General features: G+C 38.9%; 17 protein-coding genes. 3 read left to right on the top strand and 14 right to left on the bottom strand.

Features of this window, described 5'->3' with window-relative positions; translation table 11 throughout:
• The 3 genes from rfbB to wecA form a co-directional block, all read right to left on the bottom strand.
• The gene (gene rfbB, locus CWC29_RS01010) at positions 1-1,074 is read right to left on the bottom strand and encodes a dTDP-glucose 4,6-dehydratase (RefSeq protein ID WP_128728747.1); all 1,074 of its coding nucleotides are present in this window, start codon (positions 1,072-1,074) and stop codon (positions 1-3) included.
• Positions 1,075-1,283: 209 nt separating this feature from the next.
• Positions 1,284-2,468: a nucleotide sugar dehydrogenase gene (locus CWC29_RS01005; RefSeq protein WP_138522235.1), complete on the bottom strand. Its 1,185-nt coding sequence runs from the start codon at positions 2,466-2,468 to the stop codon at positions 1,284-1,286.
• Positions 2,469-2,475: 7 nt separating this feature from the next.
• Positions 2,476-3,528, bottom strand: coding sequence for a UDP-N-acetylglucosamine--undecaprenyl-phosphate N-acetylglucosaminephosphotransferase (gene wecA / locus CWC29_RS01000; protein WP_138522233.1), 1,053 nt, complete (start codon positions 3,526-3,528; stop codon positions 2,476-2,478).
• A gap of 572 nt (positions 3,529-4,100) precedes the next feature.
• Between wecA and CWC29_RS00995 the strand changes: the two genes are divergently transcribed.
• From CWC29_RS00995 to CWC29_RS00985, 3 genes are read left to right on the top strand one after another with little or no spacing between them, the layout of a single operon-like run.
• Entirely contained in the window at positions 4,101-4,946 is an 846-nt protein-coding gene (locus CWC29_RS00995; protein ID WP_128728750.1) for a glycosyltransferase, read from the top strand.
• Complete coding sequence (locus CWC29_RS00990; protein WP_138522231.1) at positions 4,946-5,980, top strand: glycosyltransferase; 1,035 nt, start codon at positions 4,946-4,948, stop codon at positions 5,978-5,980. Before CWC29_RS00995 ends, CWC29_RS00990 begins: the two co-directional genes overlap by 1 nt.
• A complete protein-coding gene (locus tag CWC29_RS00985) occupies positions 5,977-6,693 on the top strand; it encodes a WecB/TagA/CpsF family glycosyltransferase (RefSeq protein WP_128728752.1) in 717 nt (238 codons plus the stop codon). Before CWC29_RS00990 ends, CWC29_RS00985 begins: the two co-directional genes overlap by 4 nt.
• 87 nt (positions 6,694-6,780) lie before the next feature.
• On the opposite strand, the gene CWC29_RS23615 is transcribed toward CWC29_RS00985, so the two are convergent.
• The 11 genes from CWC29_RS23615 to gspG form a co-directional block, all read right to left on the bottom strand.
• Positions 6,781-8,676, bottom strand: coding sequence for a secretin N-terminal domain-containing protein (locus CWC29_RS23615; protein WP_167815405.1), 1,896 nt, complete (start codon positions 8,674-8,676; stop codon positions 6,781-6,783).
• 103 nt (positions 8,677-8,779) lie between these two features.
• The gene (locus CWC29_RS00975) at positions 8,780-9,253 is read right to left on the bottom strand and encodes a hypothetical protein (RefSeq protein WP_128728754.1); all 474 of its coding nucleotides are present in this window, start codon (positions 9,251-9,253) and stop codon (positions 8,780-8,782) included.
• Positions 9,250-9,792: a hypothetical protein gene (locus CWC29_RS00970; RefSeq protein ID WP_128728755.1), complete on the bottom strand. Its 543-nt coding sequence runs from the start codon at positions 9,790-9,792 to the stop codon at positions 9,250-9,252. Before CWC29_RS00970 ends, CWC29_RS00975 begins: the two co-directional genes overlap by 4 nt.
• Positions 9,789-10,745 (bottom strand): hypothetical protein, encoded by a 957-nt coding sequence (locus CWC29_RS00965; RefSeq protein ID WP_128728756.1) that lies wholly within the window; start codon positions 10,743-10,745, stop codon positions 9,789-9,791. The genes CWC29_RS00970 and CWC29_RS00965 overlap by 4 nt, the downstream gene beginning before the upstream one ends.
• A 3-nt stretch (positions 10,746-10,748) precedes the next feature.
• On the bottom strand, positions 10,749-11,588 hold the full coding sequence (locus CWC29_RS00960) for a type II secretion system protein GspK (RefSeq protein WP_128728757.1): 840 nt from the start codon (positions 11,586-11,588) through the stop codon (positions 10,749-10,751).
• Entirely contained in the window at positions 11,581-12,264 is a 684-nt protein-coding gene (locus tag CWC29_RS00955) for a PulJ/GspJ family protein (protein WP_161568708.1), read from the bottom strand. The genes CWC29_RS00960 and CWC29_RS00955 overlap by 8 nt, the downstream gene beginning before the upstream one ends.
• The gene (locus CWC29_RS00950) at positions 12,251-12,679 is read right to left on the bottom strand and encodes a PilW family protein (RefSeq protein WP_205125748.1); all 429 of its coding nucleotides are present in this window, start codon (positions 12,677-12,679) and stop codon (positions 12,251-12,253) included. Before CWC29_RS00950 ends, CWC29_RS00955 begins: the two co-directional genes overlap by 14 nt.
• A complete protein-coding gene (locus CWC29_RS00945; protein WP_138522227.1) occupies positions 12,660-13,103 on the bottom strand; it encodes a pilus assembly FimT family protein in 444 nt (147 codons plus the stop codon). The genes CWC29_RS00950 and CWC29_RS00945 overlap by 20 nt, the downstream gene beginning before the upstream one ends.
• Entirely contained in the window at positions 13,087-14,277 is a 1,191-nt protein-coding gene (locus CWC29_RS00940) for a type II secretion system F family protein (protein WP_138522225.1), read from the bottom strand. The genes CWC29_RS00945 and CWC29_RS00940 overlap by 17 nt, the downstream gene beginning before the upstream one ends.
• A complete protein-coding gene (locus CWC29_RS00935; protein WP_128728762.1) occupies positions 14,274-15,941 on the bottom strand; it encodes a GspE/PulE family protein in 1,668 nt (555 codons plus the stop codon). The genes CWC29_RS00940 and CWC29_RS00935 overlap by 4 nt, the downstream gene beginning before the upstream one ends.
• Positions 15,922-16,326: a type II secretion system major pseudopilin GspG gene (gene gspG / locus CWC29_RS00930; RefSeq protein ID WP_205125749.1), complete on the bottom strand. Its 405-nt coding sequence runs from the start codon at positions 16,324-16,326 to the stop codon at positions 15,922-15,924. Before gspG ends, CWC29_RS00935 begins: the two co-directional genes overlap by 20 nt.
• Between the last annotated feature and the right edge of the window lie 207 nt (positions 16,327-16,533).

Below are 16,533 nucleotides of genomic sequence, written 5' to 3'. Positions count from 1 at the left end.
CTAAATTTCGCCTAACCGCGATCTATTATATGAACCATCCTGAACATTTCGACACCACTTTTGATTTGCTAAATACCACTGGACGGTCTTTCTTAATCCAGATTCAAATGTCTCTTTTGGTGTCCAATTCAGTTCAATCTGCATTTTGGTAGAATCAATTGCATAGCGACGATCATGGCCTGGACGGTCATTTACAAAGGTGATTTGCTCCGCATACTTTGAGTCTTTTGGCACTAGTTCATCTAACAATTTACAGATACTTTCAACCACATCAATGTTCTGCTTCTCGTTGTGCCCGCCAATATTATAGGTTTCTCCAACTCTGCCCTCTGTAACAACGGTATACAAAGCTTCAGCGTGATCTTCAACATATAACCAATCTCTAATTTGGTCTCCTTTGCCATAAACTGGTAATGGCTGCCCTTCGAGCGCATTCAGAATAACAAGTGGGATTAACTTTTCAGGAAAGTGAAAAGGGCCGTAGTTGTTTGAGCAGTTTGTAACTATCGTTGGTAATCCATATGTGCGCAACCACGCCCTAACCAAATGGTCACTAGAAGCTTTACTTGCTGAGTATGGGCTGCTTGGAGCATAAGCCGTTTGCTCAGTAAATAGCGGCAATTTAGCAGCTTGTTCAAATTGGTCTGGGTGAGGTAGATCTCCATAAACTTCATCTGTTGAGATGTGATGAAACCTGAACTTAGCTTTTCGGTCTTCACCTAGCGAATTCCAATATACCCTTGAAGCCTCTAATAGATTATAAGTGCCTACAATATTAGTTTGAATAAACTCAGCTGGTCCGGTAATAGAGCGGTCCACATGACTTTCTGCCGCTAAATGCATTACTGCATCAGGTTGATGTTGTTTAAATACTCTATCTAGTTCAGCGCGATCACAAATATCCACCAACTCAAAGTCATAGCGCTCATCTTTCTCGACATTCTCAATTGACTCTAAGTTGCCCGCATAAGTTAATTTATCCAGATTTACAACCGAGTCACTGGTTTTATTAATAATATGGCGAACAACAGCAGAGCCGATAAATCCTGCACCACCTGTAACTAGAATCTTCAAAATATACCCTTATAAATTACTTTTTATATTCACAGTTCAGCAAAGCAATAGTTAATAACCTTAGCTTCAACTATTGCCCATTACTGTGAAAAACAAAAAAATATGGATTTTTAGACTGAGAAAGCCATAAGCTATTGATGTTTAGCTAGCTACAATCAATTTTGATGCTTATAGCACTTAACAATTAAGCTTAATAGAACGGTGTTTATTTAATCGCAGCCAAATATATCTCTTGTATATACTTTACTTTTAACATCTATAAGTTCTTCAACCATTCTATTTGAGACAATGATATCACTGCGTTCTTTTAGTTCAGAGATAGACTTTACAATTTCGGAGTTAAAAAAATGTTCTCCATCATAGCTGGGTTCATAAACTATCACCGTTACACCTTTAGCTTTGATGCGTTTCATCACCCCCTGAATAGCGGAAGCTCTAAAGTTATCAGAGCCTGCTTTCATAATAAGCCTATAAATCCCAACGACTTGAGGTTTTTTTGCCAAAATTGAATTAGCAATAAAGTCTTTCCTAGTGGTATTAGCTTCTACTATTGCACCTATCATATTGTTTGGAACATCTTGATAGTTAGCCAACAACTGCTTAGTGTCTTTAGGCAGACAATAACCTCCATAACCAAATGAAGGGTTGTTATAGTGATTTCCAATTCTAGGGTCCAGCCCCACTCCCTCTATTATCTGCCGACTACTCAGTCCATGCGCCTCTGCATAACTATCTAATTCGTTGAAGTAAGCGACGCGCATCGCTAAGTAAGTGTTAGAAAAAAGCTTTATCGCTTCAGCTTCAGTTGAATCTGTAAAAAGTAGAGGAATATCTGCTTTTTTTGCCCCCTGCTGAAGAAGCTGTGCAAAGGTTTTCGCTATATCAGTGTAACCACCAACAATTATTCTCGATGGATACAAATTATCATGTAAAGCCTTTCCTTCGCGAAGAAATTCTGGAGAGAAAGTTAAATTCTCGAATTGAAACTGCGCCTTTATCTTCTCAGTATAGCCCACTGGCACAGTTGACTTGATAAATACAGCAGCTGATGGAGCATACCTTTTAATATCATGAAGAACTGCTTCAACAGACGATGTATTAAAGTAATTTGTCTCTGGGTCATAGTCTGTCGGTGTTGCTATGATGATAATTTCAGAATTATCGTATGCTCGCTGTTTATCCACAGTTGCAGTGAAGCACAAATCGCCGGAAGATAAATAGGATGAGATCTCTTTATCTTCTATTGGGGAAATACCACGATTTAGCAGCTCAACTTTTTCTTGAACAACATCCAGTGCAATAACGTTATTATGCTGGGCTAGTAACACAGCGTTAGAAAGACCAACATAACCCGTTCCTACTACTGTTATATTGAACGATTTTCCTTTATTCATTACTACTTTACCTTATGGCTGTGCGCTTTCTGTACCACTTTAAGATTCGCCAAACATGTAATATTGCATAGTTATAGCTAATGAATATCGCAATAAATAGCAAAAACATTAATCCCTCTGATACCTGATATACCTCGCCAACAAGTCCTACCATAGCAAATAGAATACCGATAACTGAAATAATGACTAGTGCTTGCTTTGAGGTAAAACCAGCTCGTAGAAAGATGTGATGCAGATGGTCACGGTCTGGGCTGAAGGGAGATTTACCTTTTCTAATTCTGCGAATAATAATCGCAGCCATATCCATAAGTGGAACAGCTACAATCCACAAGGCTGTAACGGGACGAAATGAACTAAATTCCCCCTGCGTATTAATTACAAGTAACCAAACTACCGTGAAGCCAATAAACATGCTGCCAGCATCACCCATAAATATTTTTTTATACTGCGTACCAAATACACCTAAATTGAATATTAGATATGGAACGAGAGCCGCAACCAATAAAATCGACAATAAGCTAGTTTGACCACCACTAAACAAGAGAAATGAAATAGAAATTAGCGTGATAATAGCCATTGAACCGAGTAGCCCATCTATCCCATCAACCATATTAAAGGCGTTGATAATTCCAATAACCGCCACATAAGTAAAGACAACACCAAACCAAGCGAGGTTTACATCACCAAAAAACAAGATATTACCCAAGTTCTCGATGTAGCCGTCCGTCGAAACTATCATCAATGTAGCTACGACAACTTGAAAAAACACCCTAATCCGAACACTTAAATCATGTCGATCATCCATAACTCCAAGCATGACCATTAGACCCGAAGCAAACAGATAACTGGCTAGTTCATTATTTAGGGGGAAAAAGAGGCTTGCGGTAACAGAAACGCTGCAAAAAACTGCAATTCCACCTATTAATGGAATATTTCCCTCGTGTTTCTTCCGTTCATTTGGTTTGTCGACGAGGTTGAAACGAATCGCAACAGGTCTCACTACCCCAATCGCTACAAGAGACATCACGAACGAAAAAAATAAGGCCAGCATGAGCTCCATTAAAAACACTCCAAAATCATATAACTCATTCGTCTACTCGTGCTCTTACACGGCAATCAACATTGATACAGACAAATTACAAATGGAAATAGCGCAACAATTGTAATTCAAAACCGACATAGTGTACTTGATTTAGATTACTTATGCACTATGAAAGGGGATTTCGTCGTCAATCATCATCTCCCGTTAAGCTGTAAATAAAAAGCCTCTTGCTGTTAATAATTGTTATCTCCAGTACAATATCTCTCAAGTGAACTCTCTTTCGCCGGAGCATCTGAATTCAGTTCTCATGAAGATTCAAGTTAATTATTTATAAAAATGGTTCTTTCTCAAAAAAGTACAGCTTTGAAACAAAAAGCTGACGATAAATAGATTCACAAGAAAGGACTCTTGTGTAAAAATATGGGGTTCAATATTTATTCCAGAAGTTAACACAGTATTATTCGCACGCTCAGTTGGTGCAGCATGACTCACATCGACTATCGATACTGTTCACGTTGCTCCCTATACCTTACTATTGCTGGGTAGTATTGTGGCTAATTGAATACTTACGCCTACAGATTAAGAGAATTATGACCGTCAGTCTTAAGCACCCAAGCACTTCCCCATTAATCACCATATACATGCCTACCCATAATAGATTAGACAACCTGAAACGGGCGCTATTAAGTGTTCAAGCTCAGAGCTATGGTAATTGGGAATTAATAATTGTTAATGACGGTTCTAGTGATGGGACAAAAGCATTTTTAGATTCGATCCAAAGCGATCAGATCAGAGTATTTCATAATGATAAAGCCAAAGGTGCGTGCCATGCTAGGAATACTGCTATTCAGGCTGCCCAAGGTGAGTTTATTACGGGGCTCGATGATGATGACGAGTTTAGCCCTGATAGATTAGAAGTACTGCTAAGCTCATGGCAACCACAATATAGCTTTCTCTGTACGCCAGTCACAATATGCAAAGGCTCAACCCAAAAAGAGCATCCATTTTTCATCGGGCCTATCTCTATAGAAAGTATGCTGGTTATCAATAAAGTAGGTAATCAAATCTTCTGCAAAACAGAACATCTAAGAGAGATTGGCGGGTTTGATGAAGAATTTAAAGCTTGGCAGGATTACGACACATGGGTGCGGTTCATCGAACGCTTTGGTCCGGGGCTAAAACTACCTAAATCAACCTACCTTCAGCACGAAAGTAGCTCTGTGAGCATAACGCGCTCACCAAATAGGCTAAAAGGATTCTATCAGTTTTTAGCAAAGCATGAGCATTTAATGGATCAAAAACAACGTAATGCTATGAAGTGCTGGGAGCATATAATTAAAGGGCAATGGGTCCCTCTTAGAGTGCTAGCATCGGCTGATCATGCTATTTTCAAATACTCATTTTTCCATAATATAAAACGAATACTAGGTCGATAATGAAATTGCTATTTGTACTTGAGGACTTTACTTTAGGTGGAGTTGAGAGAGTAACTCTACAGTTAATAAAAGGGCTTTTATCAGAGTATGATGTTGAGATTGCAGCTACCTCAGTATGCAAAGAAGGCCCTTTATTAAAAGACTTCGAGAGTATCACCACTGTTTGTGATAGCGCATCAAAGTTGAATAATTTCAAAACGTTAATACAGCAATATAAACCGACCATCGTTATCTTTACAAAAGGTGGGCTGTCAAAATTGGCTGCCGTTTTACCAAAACACTGCAAAACAGTTGCAATACAACACGTTCCTATTCAACTTCCCGAAGAAAGTTGGGTTAAAAACGTTATTCGAAGAATCGGGGCTACACTGCTTTATCGTAAAATGGATAAAGTAGTATGTGTATCTGACGGAATATTCCAGAATCTCATAAAACTAGGCGTTTGCTCAAAAAACAACATAACTAGAATTTATAACCCAGTTTTGAGCGAAGATATTCTTACATTAGCCGATCAGGCGATGCCTGAATATGAAGACTATTACGTTTGTGTTGGGCGACTGCATTATCAAAAGGGCTACGATTTGCTGCTCGAAAGTTTGGTCAAATTAGGAAAGCCGACATGTAAAGTAGTCATCCTAGGTAATGGACCTGACAAAGCCAAGCTAGAAACCTTAATAAAGAAGTACAATTTAGAGTCTCAAGTAATTTTACACGGTGCAACAAGCAACCCTTATAAGTATATTAAACACGCTAAGGCAATCCTATTACCTTCTCGATGGGAAGGCCTCCCAACCGTTTTGGTGGAAGCTAGTTACCTAAAAACCCCCATCATTGCGTTTGATTGTCGATATGGTCCGAAAGAGCTTACGAGAAATGGATTATATGGCTACCTTGTGCCCTTTGGTGATACCACTCAATTTGCAAGTTATATTGATTTGATTGAGCAAGGTGTAATAAAGGAATCCGTGGATACTGAAGAGTTCACACTAAAATCATCGGTTCACAACTACTATAAGCTGTTCAAATCTCTATGAAACCAAGTTTAAATAGAAAGATCTACTCTGGGCATCAATTTTCAGAAATAAGAAATAATGCATTTCTACAGGAAAAAACTATCGCGATCTCGTTTGTAAACCCATTTTCTTACTACGAAGTGCAAAAAAGTGACTCATTAATTGATGGTATTGATTACTATTTCTCCGATGGTGCACTACTTTGCATGCTACACAATCTCTTCTCTCCCAAAATATCTAGGGCGAGCTTTGATTACAGCTCTATTGCAAAACCTTTCCTTGAATACGTTGAACAACATAACAAACGCTTGGCGGTCATTGGAGCAACAAGCTCTGAAAATGCTAAAGCTGTGGAAGTGTTAAAGAAGCAGTACCCCAATCTAAATATCGTGTTCAACAGAGATGGTTATATTGATGATATCGAGCCTGTAGTAAATCAGATTGAAGCTTTAGAGGTAGACGTAGTTTTGGTCGGTATGGGAACTCCCTATCAAGAGAAGTTTTGTGTGGAAGCTAAGAAAAAGCTAACCCGCCCAATGCTACTAATTACATGTGGCGGCTTTTTGACTCAAACCTCTATAAAACCAGACTACTATAATCCTATTATCAAAAAGCTAGGTCTCAGATGGCTGCAACGCATGATAATGCATAAACACGTTAGAGATCGTGTAATAAAACAGTACCCAGCTTTCGTCATCAACTACCTTACTCATATGATATTCAAAAAAAGGTAATCAAGTTGTACACCATAATACTATAGCTTTCTGTTCCGAGCTCTTACAACACAAGATAAGATGGGTAAAGCTCGGAACAGGCATTTTTTATTTAATCACAATTGGGGCGCTATACAGTTCTGATATCGCTTCACCAAATTCGTCAACTTCTGATTCACTCTTGACTACTTTAGTCGTAATAAGCATCATCAACTCTGTACGCTGTAAGCTATCCACCTTAGCTTTGAACAGGTTTCCTAAAATAGGCAATTCACCTAACGCAGGAACGCCCTGAGTATAGTCACTTTTCTTCTCTTGGATCAGTCCACCTAAAGCTACTGTTTGACCATCTCCAGATAAAACTTCAGTACTAATTGAGCGGTTTGTAATAGTTGGAGAGGAGACCCCACCAAGTGTGTTAGGTTTACCATCACTCACAGACATTGAAACAGATAAAGTCACAACACCTTGAGAGTTAATGATTGGAGTAATAGATACATTAATACCTGTTGAACGATATTGCACTGAATTTGATACAGAGCTATTGTTACCAAGGTTTTCAACTGTTTGAGTAATTATCGGGATCTGATCACCTGAACTCAACGTCGCAGATTCACCATCTCGAACAATAAAATAGGGTCGTGACAACACTCTTGCATCATCAAGAGAGTCTTTCCAATTGAACTCAGCCTTCCAATCGCCAGATATAGCTTGACCAAATAGCGTTCCGACTCCCGGATCTAACGTCAGCTTATCAGACCCACTTGCGCCAGCTTGGTTATATAGCCACTTAATACCTGATGACATTTCGTCATTCAGTGTGATCTCTAAAATCGTGATATCCAGTATTACTTGCCCTGGTAATACATCCATTTTTTTCAATAGTGATTCAACTAGCCGATACTCATCTTTAGTTGTGTAAAAAATCAACGCGTTCTGCTGTTTATCTAAGCTAAATTTAACATTTTCTGCGCTTTTATTTACAGCACCTTTCGATGCGGTATCCTCACTCCCACCTGATGTTCTGCCTCGTAACAATACATCCAAAGACTCTCGCATATCTTCGGCTTTCGCATACTTTGGCTTATAGATGAAGTATTGCCTTTCATCACCAGCTAATGGCACATCTATTTTTCTAGCCCAAAAGCTAATACGCTCAATTGTATCTTGGCTTGCAGCGTATGCCACGAATGAATTTATGCGTGGTAATGGCACAAAAGAGACATCACCTTCTTTCGATACACTTAAGCCATCTTCTTCCAACAACGCCTTTATTTGTTCAATACCCTCACTAGGGGAAATGTGTGCAAACTCAAATAAACGTATTTCACGACCAAAAGCACGAGGTACATCAAGCATATTGATAATTTTTATAGCCCGCACTAGTTCAGCTCTCTCTCCTTCGAGAATAATAAGCTTTTGTAACGAGTTAACGGTCACTTTGGCTGTCGATAATTTGCTAAGAATATTGGTAATATTTCTACTACTACTATAAACATACGGTACGATATGCGTGATAGCGCCAGCAACTTCAGGGATATCATTGACTTTATTACCTATTCCCACCGCAATTGAATTTTTTTGTTCCGCGCCACTTGATTTCGAAAGGTATAGAATTTCATCTTTTCTGAAGCTAGTCACGCCACTCTCTTCTAGCGCTTTCATTGCAACTCTGTAGAATTCAGTTCTCTCGATGGAAGAAGAAAGATTTAGTGTTACAGTATCTCTAGAAGCTGATAATTTAGGAGATATAACATAGTTAATTCCAAGCAACTCTTGAAATGCCTTGTTTGCAAATTCTTTTACGGGCATTTCATCGGCCGAAAAAGTAATAGCAGGGCCTTCAAGCTTAGGAGCAGATTTAGCTTCTTCTTTTAGACGCGTAATTCCCCCCCAATCTTCAACGTTAACTTCTTTAAACTGTCGGTCTTGCTCCTCAACCTGTTGTTTTTCAGAGGCGGTAGCAACCTGTTCATTCCTTTTGTTTAGGAGGGACTTTTCCACTTGAAGCTCTTTGTCCCGTAAACCAGTTTTGCTTGCACAGCCCGAGACCAACAATATTGACATTATCGCCAAATACAGTTTCTTTGAAGGCATTGATATCATTCTAAACTTCTCCATTAGCTTCACTTGCCATAACAGACACGGTGAGTGGCTTGAATATCTTTAACTCTATCGGTTGGGTGTCTTTAAGCGACAATGTAATGCTATTCACATCAATTTCTGTGATGAGATATTGATAAAACGAGTCACCCTTTTTTATATTCAAAAATTCATCACTATCACTAAGCTTTACCCTGACCCTTGCTACAGCTAACTCGCCAGATGTATAAACAGCAATAAGTGACAGTTGTGCATCTTGGTACAAGGGAGCATCGAGCTTTTTATCGTCGATCTTTTTAAACTCCACGCCTAGATTTCTTGATAGCGCTTCAACATCCAGAGGTGATTCCGTGTGAATATTGATCGTTGTCAGATTATTTTCCTTTTCACTAACATTAATATATGAAGCCATTATCATTTTCAGTGCCCACCAAATAGCAACAATGATGAAACTACACAGTATTAGAAGGTTTTTCATTTCTTTTTATACACCCTCACAAACTCAATGTTAGCAGTTACATGTCCTTTACGAGCCTTAGATTGGAACATGGAGGCTTGCCTAACTCTATTTCCTTTACTAATGTCTTCTAACTCGGATAAAAGATTTAGAATACGATTATAATCTCCAGACACATTTATCATCCCGGTAAAAGCAGAATAAGTGCTGTTAATAGCAACTTCTCGTTGTGGTGCTTTGTTATTAACTTGGACTTCTACTTTTTCAATCGCCACATCAACAACTTCAAGCCAGAGTAACGCTGGATCCTCCTTTTCACTTAACTGCGGAAGACCTGAGTAATTCTCTAGTTGAGAGTCTAATATTTTTAGTTGTGCATCAATCTCATCATACTGAGCAGCTACAACCGCTTGCTTAGATGCAAACACTCTAGCGGCGGCAATTTCATCCATTGATTTTGAAATCCAATCAATCCAAGGAAAGATTAAAAACTCCAAGGAGATCAGAAGACCTATAGCAGCCCCTCCCCATTTTTTTATCAATTGCTCACGTGAGTTCACAGCCAAACTACCTCTATTGTAAAAGCCTCTCCGCCTGCTTTTTGCTTTATAACTGGCCCTGAAAACTTTGCTTCTTTGACTCCGGGAGAGCTAACAACTTGCTTTAATAAATCAGTTGCAGATCCCACGGTGACACCTCGCAGCTCAACCCCTTTAGGTATTACTGTGACCCTTTCAAACAGAACATCCCTAACATTTAATTGCAAACCTGCAAGTTTATTCAGTACATTTGGATTATCGGCTAAAAATTGCTGTAATTCTTTAACTGAATCAATCTGGTTATTATATTGACGTCGTTTATCAATACTTTCATTCACTTGAGCTTGGTTTAATTCTTTTGCTGAGTCTAACGTCATTTTATTCCAAAAGACGTAGCTAGTAAGGACGGTAGCAGTTATAACACCTGCAGCCAAAAGGCCATAAACTAAGTTTCTATTCGAGATCCGCTCACTTCTTTTTGGTTTACTTCGCTTTATTCGAAGTCCAATAAGATCAAACCATAATAGTTGTGATTCGGATAACGAGAGCTGGCTACTATTTTTATGGGCTAGACTGAGAGGCCAGTTATTCGAGTCTTCTACTTCGCAATAAAGTGGCAGGATGAATTCACATGAATCAGGGATCAGCTGATAAACATCTTTAGGGATGACAAAATATTCAATACTAAAATGACTTTTGCTTAAGTTTCTAGCACGCCAAAAAAACGTACCTTCAAATGGAGGCAAAGCTTTACTTTGTGCCTTGATAATATTAAAAATCTGATTTAAGGAAGACTTTGAATACTGCTTCGTAGTTGCCCAAAAAAGATTTCTATCTAGCACACAGGCTTCAGATAACTTGACTTTGACTGTGGGGCACTGCGTATCTACGAGCTCTTTTTGGCTGTTAAGAAAGTACTTTTTATGTACGACCAAAGCTGTCGCATCATTGATATTTTTATTCGACAACATCATGAGCTAGTTCACTACTTCTTCTTTACTTACAAAATATGGCCGTAACCCTGGGCCTCTCTCAAAACTAAAACGCTTTGAGTAATTTACAGACCCCTCAAATGTGATTTGAATAGAAAGCTTCCCACTGGCGATGCTATCAACACCCCCTTCCCCCTCATCTAGCGAAGGTGTTTGCCCCTCAAATCCAAACGCAGAGTATAAAGACTTAGGTGTAAATTGTCGAACAATATAGGGATTGACCCGAAGCACCAAAAAAGGCTGAATTTGTTCAAATAAATTATCATTTTGGAGAATGTAGCGTAGCTCTTCAACGGTCTGCAACGCTGTATTATTAGGTAAAAAAGGCTGTATATAATCTCCCTTTTCAGCTCCTTCTAGACGGCGAAAATTATCGATATCCTGCCAATCATCAAAGCGGTCCATAATTTGGTTTATGTCGCTAGAGTCTGTGCCGTAATGTAATAATAACTGCTTAAATGCTCCTTCGTTCAATGGCGCGAGCGATACTAGACCACTTAGATCTTGAGCACGCACATGAAGGTTACCCCGCTTTGTAGCCTCACCTCTAAAGTTTTTTAGTGAAGGATCTATTAACTCAATCCCAGGATAACGAGAGTTTGGCCCCAAAATACCTAGCGGTGTTGTCATTAACTCATAGATAATTTCAGATTGAGCATTGTCGACTGCAATTTTAGCCCTATTATGTTGCTTGATCATATTTGCCATATTAGCTGTATTGCTACCTTTTTCGGACATAAAGATCATCATACTGGCCATCGCTGCAGTGATCATCAATACTAATAGCAATGCTGCACCATTACTTTTACTTATTTTGCTATTCACTACTTGCACCTAATAAAGAAGGTGGAATTCTAGATATTCGATAGATCAGATGATTGACTTTACCGCGCGCATTATCATTTTTGACCTTAATACGAATAAAAAGAGGCATTATTTTACGCTGAGACGCATAGAATGTATCATTCCAAGTGGGCTTAGGCTTCACAACTATATCTAAGTATTCAGAGTAGTAATTGCTAAACTCAAGCCAGTCTTTCCAACCAAAGTATTGAAACTCAAAGCTTTGGCTGGACATAAATGAAATGCTCTTCTCACAGTTACTCTCATGAATTTTAAAGCTACTTAACGAAACAACACCAAGAGGGACTTCACAATACAACAAATCACGGTCTTTAATATACAGTGTGGATACTGCAATTGGCTCCGATATCAATACTGGAGAACGAGTAACAAACGCAAATCCCTCTTTTTTTCCAATAAAAAAAGGAACTGTTTTGCCAAGCTCGTCTACATACCCATAAGGGAATGCCTCTCTAATTTGTTGATTCACAAGTTTTACTCTAGAAAGCTTGTCAATATCATATCTGCTATTTGAGCTGGTTAAATTTTGTAGGGAGAATCGATAACTCATTACAGCAAGTGCAATTACTATCGAAAAGATAACCATTGAAATTAATACTTCAATCAGGGTAAACCCAGTTCTATTACTTTGCTTCACGCCAGAATACATTTTTGAACTCAGTAATTTTTTTGGGGGCTGGGAGTAATTGAGAAAAAACAGCGCATTTATATAAAATCATCGTTCCATTTGATGTTTCACCGCTTTCACTACCACCAACGCTTGTCAAGGCTGGTTTCTCTGATACCACTTCAACTCGCCAATAGTAACTTTCACCATCATATTTGTACTCACCTTCAACCTGAAGGTTATACTCATACTGATACCTTACTTCATCTTGAATATATTCAAGCATGTAGGATTGCTGTGCCGTTGTAACAAGCCTTCTCTCGTTCAACAACATAGCTTGAGTAACATAACTAATTGCGCTAATAGATATAAATAAAATAACAGAAGCAATTAACACTTCAATTAGTGTCATCCCTGTCTGCTGCTTAGAACTCAATCGTTTCACTTTTCTCTGTATCTTTGTAGGTAAATGATAATTTTTTCGCCACTAAATAATTGCTAGAAGACAATTGAACCGTTTCACGTTCAAAACTAAGCTGTGAGAACGTTATTGATTTAAGTGCTGATATATTAGCTTTCTCGGAGGATTCATACTCAACCTCTGGTTGGGGTATTTGTACTCTCCCAGCTTCCCACACCTCTATGTTAAATCCTTCAATACGCACTTCTAAATCACGCCCTCTATAAATTGAGTACTGTTTTGCATATTCAAGCAAAGATTTAAGTTGCTGCTTTTCAGAGTAACGCTTAACTTGTTCTAATTGGCCCCACATATTTGGCAGTACCACAGAACTTGTCAGGCCAACTAGTGCCAAAACAATCAGCAATTCGACTAAAGTAAAGCCTTTTTGTTTAGAAAGAGACATCATTCATCGACACTATACTTAGAAGCATCACGATTACGACAGAGCCAACTATCCCCCCCATTATTAGTATCAATAGTGGCTCTAACAATGCGGTAAATTTAGTGAGCCAACTCTCAAAACGGTTTCGAGAGCGATTGGCTATCTCATTAAAAGAGCTTGCTAGGCTACCACTTTCTTCACCTACAGTAATTAGAGAAATAGCAACATCATCATACAGACTAACCCCCTTAAGTTCGTTACTTAAAACACCACCACTACTAACAACGCTCACCACTTTCGTAAGTTTTGCGTGAAGTCTAGGGTTAGCCACCGTTTGCAAAGCTAACTGTAAACTATCAGATAAGCTAACACCACTTTCTAATGTCAACTGCAAAGCCGTTGAGAACTTTATACGATCTGAGTGGTTTACTATTTGCTTTACAATAGGAAACTGAATCACCATCGAAAATAGCTTTTTTCTTAGTAAATCTCTTTGCATTGCACTGTATAAAGCTAAGGCACATAAAAGTAAGAAGATTAGTAAATGAAGCTGATAATTTTGAACCCAAGTCGAAAGGTCTAATAGCAGCCTAGTGTATTCGGGGATCTCTCCACCATTGTCAAACATAGATGACATACTAGGAATGACAAAATTAAAAATAGCCCAGATAGCAGAAATGCAAACGAACAATATGAAAATGGGATAAGTTGAAGCTTGAATAACCTTGCTTCTCAATGCACTTTGAAACTGCAAGTTTTGACTTAACCTTGCAAATACCTGAGGCAAGTTGCCTGTTGCCTCGCCAATTTTCACCATTTCAATATACAAAGTTGAAAAAATATCCGCTCTTTTCGCCAGCGCTTCGCTTAGCACAGCACCTTGCTTTATATCAGCCAGAACAGAGGCCCATACTTGTCCAAGAGCAGAATTCCGATTAGATTGGGCAAGCACATCCAGAGCTTTGTCCACGCGGAGGCCATTTTGAAGTAAAGTAGACAACTGGCTAGTTGACTGCTCTAAATCGTTAAGTGATACTTTTTTACGAATACTTCTCGTCTGTATCTCTTTTATTTCAAGAACTAATAAATCCTTCGACTGTAGCTGATTATATACCAAGCTTTCACTTTCGGCCGTGAGCTCACCTTTTTCAATCTCGCCCTCTGAATTACAGACTTTATATCTGAATACTTGACTCACCCAGCTACCCTCAATACTTCCTCTATAGTCGTCTGACCATTTACAGCTTTTAGAAAACCATCTTGCTTAAGCGTGCGAAGCTGCTTTTGCTCCATCATTTCATAAAGGCTATCGAGAAGGCGCTCATCTTTGGGGAGTTTCTTAACATCTATATCACAGGGCAAATACTCTAGAAATGCGACGCGACCAGAATAACCTGTATTCTCACAGTGTTCACACCCTTTAGCTTGATAAAGAGGCTTGTCTACTCCCTCTGCAACCTCAGATAATTTATATCGTTGATATAGTTCTCTTGTTTCTTGTTCACTTAGAGGTTGTTTACAATGATTACACAAGGTTCTGGCTAGTCGCTGCGCCATAATAGAAACTAGACCGGCGTTTAATAAATACTCTTGAATACCCAAATCCAGTAATCTCGTATAAGCCGAAGGCGCATCGTTTGTGTGGACCGTACTAAAAACTAAATGCCCAGTTAGTGCTGATTGTAAAGCTATCTTAGCAGTTTCATTATCACGGATCTCACCAACCATGATTACGTCGGGATCCTGACGCACAATACTTCTAAGCCCTGCTGAAAAATCATATCCAATCTCAGCATTCACTTGTACTTGGTTAATCCCCGGTAATTGATACTCGATAGGATCTTCTAGGGTAACTATTTTAATATCGGGACGATTTATTTGATTCAAAAAGGAATAAAGAGAGGTTGTTTTGCCTGAGCCCGTAGGTCCAGTCATTAAAATAACTCCGGATGTTTTTTTAAGGTCCTGGTTTATTTTATCGACAAGATCGGCTGAATAGCCTAACTTTTCCAAATCGAATTTAACAGCATTTTTTATTAGAAAACGCATTACGACACTTTCGCCAGTACCCAAGGGCAATGTTGAGCAGCGAATATCTAGGTCAGTAGCACCCGCCTTCATTTCTATTTTACCGTCTTGTGGGCGCCTCTTTTCGGCAATATCCATCCCTGATAGAATCTTAATTCTTGAGATAACTGCTAGCTGAAGGTTGTTGGGTATCGGATCTGCTTCTTTTAAAATGCCATCAATTCGATACCTAGCTCGATATTTACCATTAATAGGTTCGATGTGTAAATCTGAAGCTCCAAGCTTCACCCCTTTATTTATTAGGCTATTTACCAGATTTACAGTTGGCGCGCCTAACGCTAACTCTTTTAATGCACTTAGATTATCACTTGAGATAGAAAGCTCAGGCGTATCTGAAACTAACGCTCGACATTGTTCGGCTAGTAACTCAAAGTCTTTCTTTGTTACAGCGTAAAACTGCTTTTCCTGAGTAATAAAACGAAGGTAATCTAATGCATCACGGCTATGTGGGTTAGCGAATACTATGCCCACCTTCGTCTCACAGACAGAAACCGGAGCCATGTCATTTTCTAATAAAAGCTCTAAATTGATAGATTTTAAAAAGCTTATATAGTCCGCTGAAGTATCTAAGTTATCTTTCCATTTTTTGCAATTAAGCAATGTGCAATATAACTCACAGAGCTGGTCTTCATCAATCCAGCCAGAATTCAATAGTACTATCTCAAGTTGAGAAAGTGCACCTCTCTCAAACTCAGCAACTTGCTGCAGCCGCTCACTATTTAATATTTGCTGGCTGCCAATATACTCATGAACCTTAGAGTTCCACGTCTGCATCTTCACCTTCGCCACCAGGTTTGCCGTCTCGGCCAAAACTCTTCAACTCAAATTGTTCGCTACCGTTTTCACTGATAGCTTTATAACTATATGGATTACCCCAAGGGTCATTTGGTATTTGCTTCGGAAAGTAAGGACCATCCCACATTTCTTTGTTACTTGTCACAAGCTCATCAAGAGTTTTTGGGTAGTAGCCTATATCTAATCGATAAGAATCTAACGCGGTTGAAATAACCTGCATTTGCGCTTTTGCAGTACCCTCTCTAGCAGTACCCACCTTACTAAACATTCGAGGCGCAACAACAGAGGCTAAAAGCCCCAAAATTACCATAACAATTAACAACTCCACTAAAGTGAAACCCTTAATTTTTTTTAACTTTTTCATTTGAATACTCATTTAGTCAATGCTGTTTATATCAAGTAGAAAGCCGTGACCTGCGTAAGACACCAACAACCCAAATTAGTTCCAGCACAATGTAAACAAGGCCTTTGACACAATAAATGCATAATTCTAGAGTGAAAACCCATCACAAGTGGGCTCCATCTATACCGCTGAAATCTAACATACAACGGTATAATTTTGAACTAGTGT

The organism is Pseudoalteromonas galatheae, from assembly GCF_005886105.2.
GTDB classification, from domain to species: domain Bacteria; phylum Pseudomonadota; class Gammaproteobacteria; order Enterobacterales; family Alteromonadaceae; genus Pseudoalteromonas; species Pseudoalteromonas galatheae.
This window is presented reverse-complemented; position numbering and strand designations above follow the sequence as displayed.